Origin of the sequence: Franzmannia qiaohouensis, assembly GCF_031451695.1 — a bacterium.
Classification (GTDB): Bacteria; Pseudomonadota; Gammaproteobacteria; order Pseudomonadales; family Halomonadaceae; genus Franzmannia; species Franzmannia qiaohouensis.
On sequence record NZ_JARWAM010000005.1, the window covers coordinates 81,216 to 97,271 of the forward strand.

Annotated in this window: 14 protein-coding genes; 9 read left to right on the top strand and 5 right to left on the bottom strand. The window is 66.2% G+C overall.

What is annotated here, in order from left to right:
* Positions 1-75 precede the first annotated feature (75 nt).
* The 5 genes from bfr to lptF form a co-directional block, all read right to left on the bottom strand.
* A complete protein-coding gene (gene bfr, locus QC821_RS07875; protein ID WP_095622309.1) occupies positions 76-558 on the bottom strand; it encodes a bacterioferritin in 483 nt (160 codons plus the stop codon).
* A 182-nt stretch (positions 559-740) separates the two neighbouring features.
* Complete coding sequence (locus QC821_RS07880) at positions 741-947, bottom strand: (2Fe-2S)-binding protein (RefSeq protein WP_309719340.1); 207 nt, start codon at positions 945-947, stop codon at positions 741-743.
* Positions 948-1,028: 81 nt separating this feature from the next.
* Positions 1,029-1,481 (bottom strand): RDD family protein, encoded by a 453-nt coding sequence (locus QC821_RS07885; protein WP_309719343.1) that lies wholly within the window; start codon positions 1,479-1,481, stop codon positions 1,029-1,031.
* 12 nt (positions 1,482-1,493) lie between these two features.
* Positions 1,494-2,558, bottom strand: a complete 1,065-nt coding sequence (gene lptG, locus QC821_RS07890) for an LPS export ABC transporter permease LptG (protein ID WP_309719346.1) — start codon at positions 2,556-2,558, stop codon at positions 1,494-1,496.
* A complete protein-coding gene (gene lptF, locus QC821_RS07895; RefSeq protein WP_309719349.1) occupies positions 2,558-3,637 on the bottom strand; it encodes an LPS export ABC transporter permease LptF in 1,080 nt (359 codons plus the stop codon). The genes lptG and lptF overlap by 1 nt, the downstream gene beginning before the upstream one ends.
* 147 nt (positions 3,638-3,784) lie before the next feature.
* Between lptF and QC821_RS07900 the strand changes: the two genes are divergently transcribed.
* The 9 genes from QC821_RS07900 (at position 3,785) to QC821_RS07940 (ending at position 16,055) form a co-directional block, all read left to right on the top strand.
* Positions 3,785-5,305 (top strand): leucyl aminopeptidase, encoded by a 1,521-nt coding sequence (locus tag QC821_RS07900; protein ID WP_309719352.1) that lies wholly within the window; start codon positions 3,785-3,787, stop codon positions 5,303-5,305.
* Positions 5,306-5,460: 155 nt separating this feature from the next.
* Positions 5,461-6,558, top strand: a complete 1,098-nt coding sequence (locus QC821_RS07905; RefSeq protein WP_309719355.1) for a branched-chain amino acid aminotransferase — start codon at positions 5,461-5,463, stop codon at positions 6,556-6,558.
* 228 nt (positions 6,559-6,786) lie between these two features.
* Positions 6,787-7,242, top strand: a complete 456-nt coding sequence (locus QC821_RS07910) for a DNA polymerase III subunit chi (protein WP_076749244.1) — start codon at positions 6,787-6,789, stop codon at positions 7,240-7,242.
* Positions 7,243-7,541: 299 nt separating this feature from the next.
* A complete protein-coding gene (locus QC821_RS07915; protein ID WP_309719360.1) occupies positions 7,542-10,391 on the top strand; it encodes a valine--tRNA ligase in 2,850 nt (949 codons plus the stop codon).
* A 1-nt stretch (position 10,392) separates the two neighbouring features.
* On the top strand, positions 10,393-11,859 hold the full coding sequence (locus QC821_RS07920) for a sigma-54 interaction domain-containing protein (protein WP_309719362.1): 1,467 nt from the start codon (positions 10,393-10,395) through the stop codon (positions 11,857-11,859).
* Between the two features lie 206 nt (positions 11,860-12,065).
* Positions 12,066-13,178 (top strand): TRAP transporter substrate-binding protein, encoded by a 1,113-nt coding sequence (locus QC821_RS07925; RefSeq protein WP_309719364.1) that lies wholly within the window; start codon positions 12,066-12,068, stop codon positions 13,176-13,178.
* Between the two features lie 76 nt (positions 13,179-13,254).
* Positions 13,255-13,857, top strand: coding sequence for a TRAP transporter small permease subunit (locus tag QC821_RS07930; protein ID WP_309719367.1), 603 nt, complete (start codon positions 13,255-13,257; stop codon positions 13,855-13,857).
* Positions 13,858-13,872: 15 nt separating this feature from the next.
* Positions 13,873-15,243, top strand: a complete 1,371-nt coding sequence (locus QC821_RS07935) for a TRAP transporter large permease (RefSeq protein ID WP_309719370.1) — start codon at positions 13,873-13,875, stop codon at positions 15,241-15,243.
* 29 nt (positions 15,244-15,272) lie between these two features.
* Positions 15,273-16,055 carry a 3-hydroxybutyrate dehydrogenase gene (locus QC821_RS07940; protein WP_309719373.1) on the top strand — a complete coding sequence of 261 codons (783 nt, stop codon included), beginning with the start codon at positions 15,273-15,275 and terminating at the stop codon, positions 16,053-16,055.
* The last annotated feature ends 1 nt before the right edge of the window (position 16,056 follow it).

A 16,056-nucleotide genomic window follows, 5' to 3' on the forward strand; every position in this document is an offset into this window, starting at 1 on the left:
GCACCGCGTGCATCCTCAACGCAAGACACCGGCCCTGGGGCCGGTGTCGTGATTCGCTGCAGTTCGGCTAGCGTATTACTCGTCGCCGGCCATCTGCATCTGGCGCTGCATGTAGTTCTCGATGCCGACCTTGTCGATCAGGCCGAGTTCGGTCTCGATATGATCGATATGGTCCTCTTCGTCGGCGAGAATCTCGCGGAAGATATCGCGAGTCACATAGTCCTTGACCTGTTCGCAGTAGGTGATGGCCTCGATGTAGTCCTTGCGACCGTCGTGCTCGATCTTGAGGTCCGCCTCGAGCATCTCGCGCACATTCTCGCCGATGTGCAGCTTGCCGAGATCCTGCAGGTTGGGTACGCCTTCGAGGAACAGGATCCGCTCGATCAGGCGATCGGCGTGCTGCATCTCCTCGATGGACTCGTCGTACTCCCACTTGGCCAGCGCCTTGAGGCCCCAGTCCTTGTACATCTTGGCATGCAGAAAATACTGGTTGATGGCTACCAGCTCGTTACCGAGGGCCTTGTTCAGGTGCTTGATGACCTTGGCGTCGCCTTTCATCGATCCTCTCCTAAGTGCATGACACTAAACGCTAGAGTCGCCGCAGGCCGCGACGTCATGGCACCAGTATCGACAATAAACCGAGAAAAGGCAAAAAATCCAATCAGGACAGGAGGTTAGCGAGACGCCCTCGCATTTGTAAAAAGTTGCGGATGGCAATGACTGACGGGCGCCAGCCAGCCTCACACGGCATAGGCAAGATCTTGGCTGGCCTCGACCATGGTGGTGACAACGGCCTCGTGGGTCAGCGCCTTGCCGACACAAGCACATTTGCCGCACTGGGTGGCACAACCGGTGGACTCGCGCACTTCACGCCAGCTGCGCGCGCCGCCGTCTACGGCTTCGCGAATCGCCTTGTCGGTTACCCCGTTGCACAGACACACGTACATGCGCATCACCTCGCTGATCGTCTACACAACAAATGTAAATGATTCGCAGAGAGTATTGCAAGTACGACTACGACCTATTGACTAGGGGACCCTCTTATCAGGCTTGGGCAGCACCACCACTTGAGTGCCGGAGACGATATCCGGCCAGCTGCGACGCTGGCCGTCGAACAGCACCCACCAGTAGCCCAGGCCCAGCAGCGCCAGCGACAGGCAGGCGACCAGAAAGCGGATCAGGCTCTGCACCAGGGTGATGCTGGCGCCGTCCGGGGTCTGCACGCGCAGCCGCCAGGCCTGCATGCCCAGCGTCATGCCGGCACGCATCCAGCAGAAAGCGAAGAAGGCGAAAGTGGTGACGAACAGCAGGCTGTGAAACAGCGGCGTTTCATTGGCCTCGCCGCGATTGAGCGCCACCGCAATGAAGGCCAGCAGCACCCAGATCGCCATGACCAGGAAGCTGTCGTAGAGCATCGCACCCAGCCGGCGGCCGAGGCCGGCCGGCCATACGCGGTCGAGATCGGTAAAGCGTCGTCGCATGGTGTCCTCGTGTCAGCCCGAGCGTCGTAATAGATAGAAACCGAGGCTGGCGCAGATCAGCGTCGGCCCGAGTACCGCCCACACCGGCGAGAAGCCGAATACCGTCGAGGCCGGCGCCAGCAGGTCCTGCAGATACTTGAAGCACAACCCGACCACCACGCCGTAGAACACCCGGGTACCGGCGGCCACGGTGCGCAGTGGACCGAACACGAACGAGGCCGCCACCAGCACCAGCGAGGCCATGGTCAGCGGCATCAGCATCTTCTGCCAGAAGTAGAGCAGCGGCTGGGTCGACTGCAGCCCCTGCTCCTGCAGGTAGCGCGCGTAGGCCCACAGCTCGCTGGGCGCCTGGCTGTTGACCGGCCGCAGCAGGCGCCCGAGCTGGTCGGGCGTGAGGCTGGTCTGCCAGTCGAGGCGTTCGAGGGACTCGGCCTCGGTGCGCTCGTCTTCGAAGCGCGTCACCGAGACCTCCTCCAGCACCCAGTGGCCGTCGTTCCACACCGCACGCTCGGCGGTGGTCGCCGCCCGCAGGGTCTCGTCCTCGAACTCGTAGCGGGTCAGATCGAGCACGGTGTTGTCGCCGCGGATCGCCCCGAAACGGTAGACCGTATCGCCCTCGCGCTGCCAGCCGCCGCGCTGGGTGAGTACGGCGCCCTCGCCCTGCATCTGCTCGATGCGCCAGGCACTGGCATACTGCTCGGTGCGCGGGCTGACATACTCGGCCACCAGCAGCACGACCACCACGACCAGGATGATCGGCTTCATCACCCCCCACAGGATCCGCGACAGCGAGCGCCCGGCGGCGCGCATCACGGTTAACTCGTTGCTCGATGCCATGCTGCCCAGGCCGATCAGGGCGCCGATCAGCACGCCTACCGGGGCATACTGATAGAAGCGCCACGGCAGGCGCATGATCAGGTAGAGCAGCACCTGGAAGGCGCCGTAGTCGCCTTCGACGTCGTCGAGGTCGTTGATGTAGGAGATCACCAGGTCGAGGCCGAGCAGCACCAACTGCACGACGATGATCGCGCCCAGCACGTTGCGGGCGATATAGCGGTCGAGACGGTCGGCGATCATCAGCGCATCCCCTTTTGCTGTGCCCGCTGCATCATTACCAGACCAAGGGCCAGGTAGGCGGCGTGGATCGGCCACATGCCCACCGCCGCCGGCAGCGCGCCGCGGCCGATGGCGTCCTGGGCGGCGAGCAGCAGGCTCAGGTAGCTGATATGCAGGAAGATCGCCGGCAGCAGCTTGGCGAAGCGCCCCTGCCGCGGGTTGACCTTGGATAGCGGCATTGCCATCAGGGTCAGGATGAAGACCATCAGCGGCAGCCCGAAGCGCCACTGCAGCTGGGCATGGGCGCGGCTGTCGTCGCTGCCCAGCAGCGCCAGCGTGGAAGCGTACTCGGGGGCGTCGATCTCGACCACCTCATCGCTCCTCGACAAGCGTACGGCGTAGGTAGCGAACTCCAGGCGCTCGGCCTCGAAGCGTCCCGGGTCGACGCTATAGCGCTCGCCGTCGGCCAGCACCAGAAAGCGGCTGCCGGTCTCATCGTCGACGGTCTGATAGCCGCTTTGGGCGCGGGTCACGCTGTCTTCCGGGGTGCCGTCGGTGCGCCGCTGGCGCTCGCTGATGAAGACGTTCTGCATGCGCGTCTGGTTGTCGGTGAAGCCCTCCACGTAGACCGTGCGGCCGGCGCCCAGGTCCTGGAAGCGTCCCGGCGCCAGCGCCGAGAAATCCAGCTGGCTGCGCTGCTCTTCGAGGGTCACGGCGTTGTTGAAGGCCCCTGCCGGTGTCAGCCACAGGCTGCATAGCCCCACCAGGATCGCCACCAGGGTAGCCGGCACCAGGCTGATGGTCAGCAGCCGCCGCGGACTGGTGCCACAGGCCACCAGCACGGTGATCTCGCTGTTGAGGTAGAGCTGCCCATAGGCCAGCAGGATACCCAGGAAGAACGCCAGCGGCAGGATCAGCTCGAGAAAGCCCGGCAGGTGGTAGAGCATCAGGGTGCCGAGAATGCTGGCCGGAATATCGCCCTCGGCGGCATCGGTAAAGTAGCGAATGAAACGACTACCCATGATCACCAGCAACAGCACCCCAGCCACGGCGGCCATGGTCAGCAGGATCTCGCGGGTCAGGTAGCGAAATATGATCAAGAAACTCTCCCGGTGCTCCATGCAGGGCAGGTATCGCTCCCCATGCAATGGCGCAGCGCATTGCGTACACTGGACGGCATTCGGCTGCGGCAAGGCGTCGTGCCGGCATTATCCAGAATCCCCTTTCGCTTGTCTTGTGGAGACGTCATGGAATTCACTGTTCAGACGGCCAATCCGGCCAAGGTCGAGACGGCCTGTCTCGTGGTACCGGTATTCAAGGACGGTGACCTGCTGCCCGCTGCAGCCAAGCTCGACGATGCCAGCGAGCGGCTGATTGGACAGCTGATCGAGCGCGGTGACTTCAGCGCCGGGCTCGGCAACGTGCAGATGATTCCCTTTGCCCCCGGCGTCAGCGGCGAACGCCTGCTGCTGGTGGGCCTGGGCGAGCGCGAAAAATGCAACGAGGCGGCCTTCCGCAAGGCGCTGGATGCCGCCTTCGGCACCCTGGCCAAGCTGCCGGTGAGCGACGCCGCGGCGGCCTTCACCGACGTGCCGGTCGGCGAGCACGGCTGTGCCTGGAAGGCACGCATGACCCTGGAAGCCGCCGAACGCGCCATTTATCGCTTCGTCGAATTCAAGTCCGACCCGGCGCCCGCGGCCAAGCTCGAGCGCGTCATCCTGCTGGTCGGCGATGGCCAAGACGCCGAGGCGGCCAAGCAGGGCGCGCGCCTCGGCGCCGCCATCGGTGCCGGCATCAATGTCACCCGCACCCTGGGCAACCTGCCGGGCAACGTCTGCACACCGCGCTACCTGGCCGAGCAGGCCGAGGCGCTGGGCAAGGGCTCCGGCGGCGCACTCGAGGTCGAGATCCTCGACGAGGAGGCGCTGGAAGCGCTGGGCGCCGGCTCGCTGCTGTCGGTGGGACGCGGTAGCGCCGAGCCTACGCGGCTGATCGTCATGAAGTACCAGGGCGCCGACAATCCCGACGATGCCCCCCATGTGCTGGTCGGCAAGGGTATCACCTTCGACACCGGCGGCATCTCGCTCAAGCCCGGCGAGAGCATGGACGAGATGAAGTTCGACATGTGTGGCGCAGCCAGCGTGTTCGGCACCGTCAACGCGGTGCTGGCGATCCGCCCCAGGATCAACCTGGTGGCGATCGTCGCCGCCGCCGAGAACATGCCCGACGGCAAGGCCACCAAGCCCGGCGACATCATCAAGACCCTCAAGGGCCTCTCCGTGGAGGTGCTCAACACCGACGCCGAGGGTCGCCTGGTACTGTGCGACGCCCTGACCTACGCCGAGCGCTTCCAGCCGGCCAGCGTGGTGGATATCGCCACCCTCACCGGTGCCGCCATCATCGCCCTGGGCCACCACGCCACCGGCCTGCTGTCCAACGACGACGACCTGGCGCTGGACCTTCTCGAGGCCGGCGAGACCGCTTGGGATCGCGCCTGGCACCTGCCGCTGTGGGACGAGTACCAGGAGCAGCTCGACTCCAACTTTGCCGACCTGGCCAACATCGGCGGACGCCCGGCGGGCACCATCACCGCGGCCTGCTTCCTGTCACGCTTCGCTGACAAGTTCCCCTGGGCGCACCTCGACATCGCCGGCACCGCCTGGAGTTCCGGCAAGCAGAAAGGTGCCAGCGGCCGCCCGGTGGGCCTGCTGACCCAGTACCTCCTCGATCGCGAGGCCGACGCCGAGGTCGAAACCGACGCCGAATGATGGCTGAGCTTCCCGGGGGGTTGCCTTTTTTGCGCGGCGACTTTCTCATGGGAAGCCTGACATGCTTCCACGCACCGAGTCGCCCACGCGACTCGGTGTTCCTGTATCACCCTGAGGCCACTGCCGCGCCCCAGGGGTAGCGGAGACCCTTTGCCGTGCCCACTGCAAGCTTTGCCCAACTGCCCAACGCCCAACCCACGGCGGACATCATTCGCAAGGACATCCTTGCCAATCCCGGTTTCGGCCGCTATTTCAGCGACCATATGGCGCATATCCGCTGGACCCTCGATGCCGGCTGGCACGGCCACGAGGTGCGCCCCTACGGTCCGCTGACCCTCGACCCCGCCGCCGCGGTGCTGCACTACGGCCAGGAGATCTTCGAGGGCATCAAGGCTTACCGCCACGACGACGGCTCGGTGTGGACCTTCCGCCCCGAGAAGAACGCCGAGCGCTTCCGCCGCAGCGCACGCCGCCTGGCACTGCCTGAGCTCTCCGACGAGGACTTCATCCGCTCGCTAAAGGCGCTGCTCGCCCACGACCAGGGCTGGGTGCCAACACCGTCCAGCGAAGCCGACGAGTGCAGCCTCTACCTGCGCCCGTTCATGATCGCCAGCGAGACCTTCCTCGGCGTACGCCCCTCCCACGAGGTCGACTACTACGTGATCGCCTCGCCGGCGGCGGCCTACTTCAAGGGCGGCGTCGAGCCGGTGTCGATCTGGCTGTCGGCCAACTACAAGCGCGCCGCCGCCGGCGGCACCGGCTTCGCCAAGTGCGGCGGCAACTACGCCGCCTCGCTGGCCGCCCAGAAGGAAGCCGAGGCCCACGGCTGCGGCCAGGTCGCCTTCCTCGACGCCGCCGAGAACAAGTGGATCGAAGAGCTGGGCGGCATGAACCTGTTCTTCGTGTTCAAGGACGGCCGCATCGTCACCCCCAAGCTGACCGGCACCATCCTCGAGGGCGTGACCCGCGACTCGGTGCTGACCCTGGCCCGCGACGCCGGCCTGCAGCCGGAAGAGCGCCATATCAGCATCGACGAATGGCGCGACGGCGCTGCCTCCGGCGAGATCACCGAAGTCTTCGCCTGCGGCACCGCCGCGGTGATCACCCCAGTGGGCGAGCTGGTCGGCGAGGATGAGCGGATCCGCTGCCAGCCCAGCGACAACCCGGTGGCCAAGCAGATCCGCCGCACCCTGCTCGACCTGCAGTACGGCCGCGCCGAGGACACCCACGGCTGGCTGACCCGGCTGGTGTAATAGCAGCTCTCACAGCGGTTACGCCCCCCACCAACGTGGCGGGGCGCCGGAATGCCCAGTAAATTCTAATACCCGGCCGCGAGCCCGGAGACAGGTCGCAGCGAGGGTCTTTTTCCATGGAAGGAAAAAGTAGCGCCCAAGGAGGGGTTCACAGCGCCCTCGCGTAGGCCTGTCGCCGGGCCAGCTCAATCGCATAGGTTATGCACCACAACGTCGACGAGCGAAGGCATGACACAGGTTGATTTCTACGTCCTACCCGACACCACGCTGGAGGCCCGGCTGGCCTTCGCCTGCCGGCTCACCGAAACCATCCAGCGCAAGGGCTACCGCCTGCACCTGCACGCCGAGGACGAGGCCATGGCCCGTCAGCTCGACGAGCTGCTGTGGACCTTCCGCCCCGACGCCTACGTGCCCCACGCCCTGGCCGGCAGCGAGATGGCCAGCCAGGTGCCGGTGGTAATCGGCTGGCAGGGGCCGCCGGACCCCGCCGAGGAGCACCCCCAGGCGATGCTCAACCTGCATCCCGAGATTCCCGAATGGTTCTCGCGCTTCGAACGGGTCGCCGAGATCATCAACCAGCACCAGGAGGTGCTGAGGGCCAAGCGCGCCTGCTGGAAGACCTACAAGGACCGCGGCTACCCGGTCAAGGCGCACCAGCTGGCTGGGCAAGAGGGCCGCGGTTAATCCTGGCGTCGTTAACCCTGGCGTAATAGAAGCTCGGGGCTGATCCGTCGACAGGTCTTCGCGGAGGCGCTGTAAACCCATCCCTGGGCGCTACCTTGCGCCATCCATGGCGCAAACCTCCGCTACGACCTGTCCCCGGCGCCCCTCGCGCAGCGTAGTCGCCTCATCCCCTCGGCCACCAGGCTGACGCCAAGCGCCTCATCGCGCTATAATCGAGCCCATTTTTCGCACGCCTAGACGATTTCCTGCCGCCCGGCGCCACGCCCCGGCGGCGACCATTTCTGGACCCGGAACGCCCCATGGACAAGACCTACCAACCCGAGCAGATCGAATCCCGCTGGTACCAGCGCTGGGAAGCCGACGGCCGCTTCGCGCCGTCCGGCCAAGGCGAGCCCTACGCGATCATGATCCCGCCGCCCAACGTCACCGGCAGCCTGCACATGGGCCATGCGTTCCAGGACACCATCATGGACACCCTGATCCGCTGGCGGCGTATGCAGGGCCACAACACCCTGTGGCAGGTGGGCACCGACCATGCCGGCATCGCCACCCAGATGCTGGTCGAGCGCAAGGTCGCCGCCGAAGAGGGCAAGACGCGCCACGACCTCGGCCGCGACGCCTTCATCGACAAGGTCTGGGAGTGGAAGCACGAATCCGGCGGGCACATCACCCGCCAGCTGCGCCGCATGGGCGCCAGCGTCGACTGGAGCCGCGAGCGCTTCACCATGGACGACGGCTTCTACAAGGCGGTGCAGGAGACCTTCGTGCGCCTCTATGAAGAGGACCTGATCTACCGCGGCAAGCGGCTGGTCAACTGGGACCCGACCCTGCACACCGCGATCTCCGACCTCGAGGTGGAGAACCGCGACCAGCAGGGCCAGTTCTGGCACTTCCGCTACCCGCTGGCCGACGGCGTGACCACCGACGCCGGCCTCGATTATCTGGTCGTCGCCACCACCCGCCCCGAGACCCTGCTCGGCGACACCGGCGTGGCGGTCAACCCGGAAGACCCGCGCTACGCCTCGCTGGTCGGCAAGTACGTCGAGCTGCCGCTGGTCGGCCGCCGCATCCCCATCGTCGCCGACGAACACGCCGACATGGAGAAGGGCTCGGGCTGCGTGAAGATCACCCCGGCCCACGACTTCAACGACTACGAAGTGGGCCGCCGCCAGGGGCTGCCGCTGATCAACGTCTTCACCCAGGACGCGGCGATCCTTGCCCAGGCCGAAGCCTTCGATATCCAGGGCCGGCCGCTGCCCGACATCGACCCGACCCTGCCCCAGGCCTACGCCGGGCTCGACCGCTTCGCGGCGCGCGAACAGATCGTCGCCGACATGCAGGCCGCCGGGCTGCTCGAGCAGGTCGAGGCGGTCAACAACACCCTGCCGTTTGGCGACCGCTCCGGCGACGTCATCGAGCCGCTGCTCACGGATCAGTGGTTCGTCGCCGTGGAGAGCCTCGCCAAGCCCGCCATCAAGGCGGTGGAGAATGGCGACATCCAGTTCGTACCCAAGAACTACGAGAACATGTACTTCGCCTGGATGCGCGACCTGCAGGACTGGTGCATCTCGCGCCAGCTGTGGTGGGGCCACCGCATCCCGGCCTGGTATGACGCCGAGGGCAACGTCTACGTGGCCCGCAGCGAAGCCGAGGCCCGCGACAAGCACGGCCTGGGTGACGACGTCACCCTGACCCAAGACGACGACGTGCTCGACACCTGGTTCAGCTCCGGGCTGTGGACCTTCGGCACCCTGGGCTGGCCGCAGCAGACCCCGGAGCTGGCCACCTTCCACCCCTCCAGCGTGCTGGTCACCGGTTTCGACATCATCTTCTTCTGGGTCGCGCGGATGATCATGCTGACCCTGAAGTTCACCGGCGAGGTGCCCTTCAAGCAGGTCTACGTCCACGGCCTGGTGCGCGACGGCCAGGGCCAGAAGATGTCCAAGTCCAAGGGCAACGTGCTCGACCCCATCGACTTGATCGACGGCATCACCCTGGATGACCTGCTCGAGAAGCGTACCGGCAACATGATGCAGCCGCAGAAGGCCAAGGCCATCGGCAAGGCGACCCGCGCCGAGTTCCCCGAGGGCATCGAGCCCCACGGCACCGACGCGCTGCGCTTCACCTTCCTGTCCCAGGCCACCACCGGGCGCGACATCAAGTTCGACATGGGCCGCCTGGACGGCTACCGCAACTTCTGCAACAAGCTGTGGAACGCCTCGCGCTACGTGCTGATGAACGCCGAGGGCGAGGATTGCGGAGCGGACGGGGGCGACATCGAGCTGTCGCTGGCCGATCGCTGGATCGTCTCGCGGCTGCAGCAGACCGAGGCCCAGGTGACCCGCGCGATGGAGGAGTTCCGCTTCGACCACGCCTCGCAAGCGCTCTACGACTTCGTCTGGAACGAGTACTGCGACTGGTACCTGGAGCTCTCCAAGCCGGTGCTGTGGGATGACGCAGCGGCCTCAGAAGCCAAGCGCGGCACCCGGCGCACCCTGGTGCGCGTTCTCGAGGCGATCCTGCGCCTGGCCCACCCGATGATGCCCTACATCTCCGAAGAGATCTGGCAGCGCGTGGCCCCCCTGGCCGGCAAAGCCGCTGGCGACGGTAGTGATTCGATCATGAACCAGCCCTGGCCACAGCCGGAAGAGCGCAAGGTCGACGAGCAGGCGACCCGCGATATCGAGTGGCTCAAGGGTGTGATCGTGGCGGTGCGCAATATCCGCGCCGAGATGAACATCGCCCCGGGCAAGCCGCTGGAAGTACTGCTGACCAAGGGTGGCGACGCCGACCGCCAGCGCCTGGAAGCCAACCGCCCGTTCCTCGCCAAGCTGGCCAAGCTGGAGAGCGTCACTTGGCTCGACGACCCGAATCAGGCGCCCCTCTCGGCCACCCAGCTGGTCGGCGAGATGGAAGTGCTGGTGCCGATGGCCGACCTGATCGACAAGGACACCGAGCTCGCCCGCCTGGCCAAGGAGATCGACAAGCAGGACAAGCTGATCGGTGGCATCGAGAAGAAGCTCGGCAATCAGGGCTTCATCGCCAAGGCCCCGGAGGCGGTGGTGGAGAAGGAGCGCGGCAAGCTGGCCGACTTCCAGGCCGCCCGCCGGCTGCTGGTCGAGCAGCGCGACAAGATCGCCGCGCTCTGAGATGGCGCCCCCCGGCAGCAAAGGCTTCGGTCAGTCGCCCTTCCCCGGCGGGGTCGACCGCGGCCTGACGCTGGAGTCGATCAGCGCGCTGTTCCCGGTCTTCGAGCAGGCCAGCGCCGGGGCGATCTCGGTGGACGCCGAGAGCCGCCTGACCTGGATCAACGACAGCTACTGTCGGCTGCTGGGTATCGAGGACCCCGAGGCGGTCATCGGCCGCCCGGTGGCCGAGGTCATCCCCACCACGCGGATGCCCGAAGTGGTTCGCTCGGGGCGGCCACTGCTGCTGGATATCATGGAGTATCGCGGCCAGCAGCTGGTGGTGATGCGCCTGCCGGTGTTCAACGATGCCGGTACCGAGGTGCAGGGCGCGGTGGCCTTCGTACTGTATGACGACCTGCAGCCGCTGACGCCGCTGGTCAGCAAGTATCGTCGCCTACAGAGCGACCTGGCCGCCGCCAAGCGCGCCCTGGCCAAGCGCGGTGCGCGATACGAGATGGCCGACTTCGTGGGCGCCAGCGCGGCGGTGCTCGAGGTCAAGCGCCGCGCGCGCCTGGCCGCTGCGCGCAATACCCCGGTGCTGCTGCTCGGCGAGACCGGCACCGGCAAGGAGGTGCTGGCCCAGGCCGTCCACGCCAGCTCGCCCCGCGCCGAGCGCCCTTTCGTGGCGGTCAACGTTGCCGCCATCCCCGACAACCTGCTCGAGGCCGAGTTCTTCGGCGTGGCCCCGGGGGCCTACACCGGCGCCGACAAGCGCCAGCGCCAGGGCAAGTTCCAGCTTGCCGACGGCGGCACCCTGTTCCTCGATGAAGTCGGCGACATGCCGGGGCATCTGCAGGCCAAGTTGCTGCGCGCGCTGCAGGAGGGCGAGGTGGAGCCACTGGGCTCCAACGAGGTGGCGCCGGTGGACGTGCGGGTGATCGCCGCCACCAGCCGCAACCTGGAGGAGATGGTTGCCGACGGCAGCTTCCGCGCCGACCTCTACTATCGCCTCAACGTGCTCAGCATCCGCGTGCCGACCCTGCGCGAGCGGCTGGTGGACCTGGGCATCCTGTGCGACACCATCCTTGAAAAGCTGGCCGCCGAGAGCGGCGAGCCGCGCGCCGAAATTACCGCCGAGGCGATCAACGTGCTGCGCCAGCACGACTGGCCGGGCAATATCCGCGAGCTGCGCAACACCCTGGAGCAGACCCTGGCACTCAACGAGGAGTGCAGCGTCATCGACGTGCCGCAGCTGCTTACCGCGCTGCCGGCCCCGGCACGTCGCGGGCGCCAGCCCGGTGTGCCGAGCGCGCCGGTGCGCCCGCTGCAGGAGGCGGTACGCGACGCCGAGCGCAGCGCCATCCATAACGCCCTCACCGCCAGCGGTGGCAACAAGGCACAGGCCGCACGGCTGCTCGGCATCCCCCGCTCGGTGCTCTATGAGAAGCTCGGCCGCCTGGCCGAGATGTCCGAAAATCCGGACGCATGACCGAAAAAACAGACAGCTAACCTACTACCAAAGCCAAATATCGTCCGCCCTTACGGACACATGCGCCTGACGCGCGATTGACGAAATCTCGTAACTCCTTGTTTATCCACTATTCCTGATTGTTGGCACGAAGTCTGCAATGTCACAGGCATGCGTCGCCGTGCGGCGTTGTTGTCCAAGAATAACGAAGCTAATCAGGAGCTATCATGCCGTTCAATCGCCCTCTCACCTCGCTAGTCCGTCCCATCGCACTCGGTGTCACCACCGCCGCCGTGCTGGTGGGTGCCGGCCTGAGCAGCGCCCAGGCCCAGGAGCGCGTGCGCTGGCAGGTGCCTATCGCCTTCCCCTCGCACCTGGTCGGCCTGAGCACGCCGGTGCGCTACCTCAGCGAATCCCTCGACGAAGTCTCGGGTGGCAACATCAATCTGCGCTACTACGAGCCGGGCGAGCTGATCCCGCCGTTCGAGATCCTCGATGCGGTATCCGAAGGCCGCTATGACGCCGGCTTCACCTGGGTAGGCTACGACCAGGGCAGCATCCCCTCGCTGCCGCTGTTCGCCGGCGCCCCGTTCGGCATGGAGCCGCCGGCCTACCTGGCGTGGCACTACTTCGGCGGCGGCCGCGAGCTGCTCGAGGAGATCTACGCCGACTACGACGTGCACCCGCTGCTGTGCAGCATGATCGGCCCCGAGGCGGCCGGCTGGTTCGCCGAACCCCTCGAAGATCTCGACCAGATCGACGGCCTGCGCATCCGCTTCGCCGGCATCGGCGGCCAGGTAATGGAGCGTCTTGGCGCCTCGGTGACCATGATCCCGGGCGGCGAGCTCTACCAGGCCATGGAGCGCGGCACCATCGACGCCATGGAGTTCTCGGCTCCCGCCGTCGACCGCATCCTGGGCATGCAGGAGATCGTCCAGAACTACGTGCTGCCGGGCTGGCACCAGACCTTCACCACCGCCCACCTGCTGGTCAACAAGGACAGCTGGGAGTCCCTCGAGCCGCAGACCCGCGCGCAGATCGACATGGGCTGCCGCGCCGCCACCCTGTACGGCTACTCGGAAAGCGAGATGGAGAACCCCAAGGCGCTGCAAGACTTTGAGGATGAAGGCGTCAACGCCCAGGTGCTCCCGGACGACATCCTCCATGAGCTGCGCCGCGTGACCAATGAGGTGCAGGACGAGATCGCCGCCGAGGACGAAATGTTCGGCCGCGTGCTCGAGAGCCAGCAGGACTTCATGCGTCTGCACGGCAACTGGCACGTCAAGGGGCACCTGCCGCGCTCCTACTACGCGCCGGAAGAGATCGGTAGCAACGACTGATCCACGCCTGTGATACCGCCACCGGTCGCTTGCGACCGGTGGTTCGTGCATGCCCCTATCGCCACGGAGTGACCCGATGAGCGTTCGCGAACAAGGGTCGGGCGACGGCGAACACGCCAGCCTCGACCTGCCCACCAACCGCATCAGCCACCTGCTCGACAGTGTCATACTGCAGCTGGGCAAGGCCGCCTCCTGGCTATGGCTGGCGACCCTGACGGTGGTGCTGACCAATGTGGTCAATCGTTTTATTCTCGGCCGCGGTTCGATCGCCCTGGAGGAGCTCTCCTGGCACTTCTTCGGCGCCGCCATGGTCCTGACACTGGCCTACGCCGTGGTCACCAACGACCACGTGCGGGTCGATGTGATCCGCGAGAAGTTTACGCTGCGCACCCAAGCCTGGATCGAACTGCTGGCCATCGTGATCCTGCTGCTACCCATTCTTTATATCGTGCTGGTCGAGCTCTATCAGTACGGCTATCGCTCGTTTGAGCGCGGTGAGCGCTCCCAGGCCCCTAGCGGCCTGCCCTATCGCTTCATCATCAAGACCGTGATCCCCATCGGCCTGAGCCTGGTGGCCATCGCTATCGTGTCCCGCGCGCTGCGCTGCAGCACGCTACTGTTCGGCTACCCGCGGCGCTTCCTGAGCCCCGCCGAGCGCAACCAGCGCCCTTCTGACTGAATCACGAGGTTGATCATGGGATTGGAAGAAATTCTCGTACTGGCGATGTTCGCCAGCTTCATGAGCCTGCTGCTGCTGGGCTTCCCGGTGGCCTGGGCGCTGGCCGGCATCGGCTTCGCCTTCGCCGTGCTCGGCCATGTGCTGGTGGAGTTCTTCGACGCCGACCTGTGGTTCAGCTGGGGCGGCACCATCGGCGTGCTCGACCGACGCATCTACGGCATCGTCGCCAATGAGCTGATGGTGGCGCTGCCGCTGTTCATCTTCATGGGCATCATGCTCGACCGCTCAGGCATCGCCGAGCGGCTGATGAACTCGCTGGTCAAGGTGCTCGGCGGCCTGCGCGGCGGCTATGCCGTCACCGTGGTGATCGTCGGCGTGCTGCTGGCCGCCTCCACCGGCATCGTCGGCGCCTCGGTGGTGCTGCTCGGCATGCTGTCGCTGGGGCCGATGATGCGCGCCCAGTACAACAAGTCGCTGGCGGTGGGTACCGCCTGCTCGGTAGGTACCCTGGGCATCCTGGTGCCGCCGAGCATCATGCTGGTGCTGATGGCCGACCGCCTGGGCACCTCTGAAGCCTCGGTAGGCCGACTGTTCATGGGCGCCCTGATCCCAGGCATCATGCTCGGCCTGATGTACATCGCCTATATCGTCATCGCCGCCTATATCAAGAAAGACCTGGCCCCGGCGCCCAAGGATCGCGAGCCGCTTAACGCCCGCGCCTTCGTGCAGGTGTTCTGGGCGGTGCTGCCGCCGATGGCGCTGATCCTGGCGGTACTGGGCTCGATCTTCACCGGCTTCGCCACCACCACCGAGGCCTCGGCAGTGGGCGCGCTGGGCGCCATGCTGCTGGCCCTGCTCAACCGCCGCCTGACCCTGACCGCGCTGCGCAAGGCGCTCTACCAGACCAGCCGCACCACCGCCTTCATCTTCGCGATCTTCATCGGCGCGACGATCTTCGCTGCGGTGCTGCGCGGCCTGGGCGGCGACGACGTGGTACGCTTCGCGCTCACCGGCCTGCCGTTCGGCGAAACCGGCATCGTGCTGACGGTGCTGGCGGTGGTGTTCCTGCTCGGCTTCTTCCTCGACTGGGTGGAGATCACCCTGATCATCCTGCCACTGGTGGCACCGGTGGTATTCAGCCTCGGCGTCGATCCGGTATGGTTTGCGATCCTCTTCGCGATCTGCCTGCAGACCTCGTTCCTGACGCCGCCGGTGGGTTTCGCGCTGTTCTATATCAAGGGCGTCTGCCCACCGGGCGTGACCACCCGCGATATCTACATTGGCGTGGCGCCCTTCGTCGCCATCCAGTTGCTCGGGCTACTGCTGGTGTTCTGGTTCTCGGGGCTGGCCACCTGGCTACCTGGTGAAGTCTACGGCGGCCGCTGACCGCCCTTCCCCTCTGTGGAGACAACCGCATGCGCATGACTGACAAGATTGCCCTGATCACCGGCGCCGCCGGTGGTATCGGCCTGGCGATTGCCCAGGGCTTCGCCCGCGAGGGCGCCAAGGTCGCCATCAGCGACCTCGACCTCGACGCTGCCGAGCGCGCCGCTGCCGGCATCCGCGATGCCGGCGGCGAGGCGATGGCGGTGGCCATCGACGTCACCGACGAAGCCGCCATGGACGCCGGCTTCGCCAAGGTGGTGGACGCCTGGGGCCGCATCGACGTGGCGGTCGCCAACGCCGGCATCCAGCACATCGAAGCGCTGGACAAGCTGAGCTTCGCCAACTGGCGCAAGGTCACCAGCGTGCACCTCGACGGCGCCTTCCTGACCACCCGCGCCAGCCTGCGCCAGATGTACCAGCAGCAGGGTGGCGGCTGCATCCTCTACATCGGCTCGGTGCACAGCAAGCTGGCCTCGCCGCTCAAGGCGCCCTATGTCGCCGCCAAGCACGGCCTGCTCGGGCTGTGCCGCGCAGTGGCCAAGGAGGGCGCCGCCCACGGCGTCAGCGCCAATGTGATCTGCCCCGGCTTCGTGCGCACCCCGCTGGTGGAGAAGCAGATCCCCGAGCAGGCCCGCGAGCTGGGCATCAGCGAGGAGGAGGTGATCCGCGACGTGATGCTCAAGGACACCGTGGACCAGGAATTCACTACGCTGGAAGATATCAGCGAGGTGGCGGTCAACCTGGCGGCCTTCCCCACGGCGGCGCTGACCGGTCAGTCGGTGGTGGTCAGCCACGGCTGGTATATGCAATGAC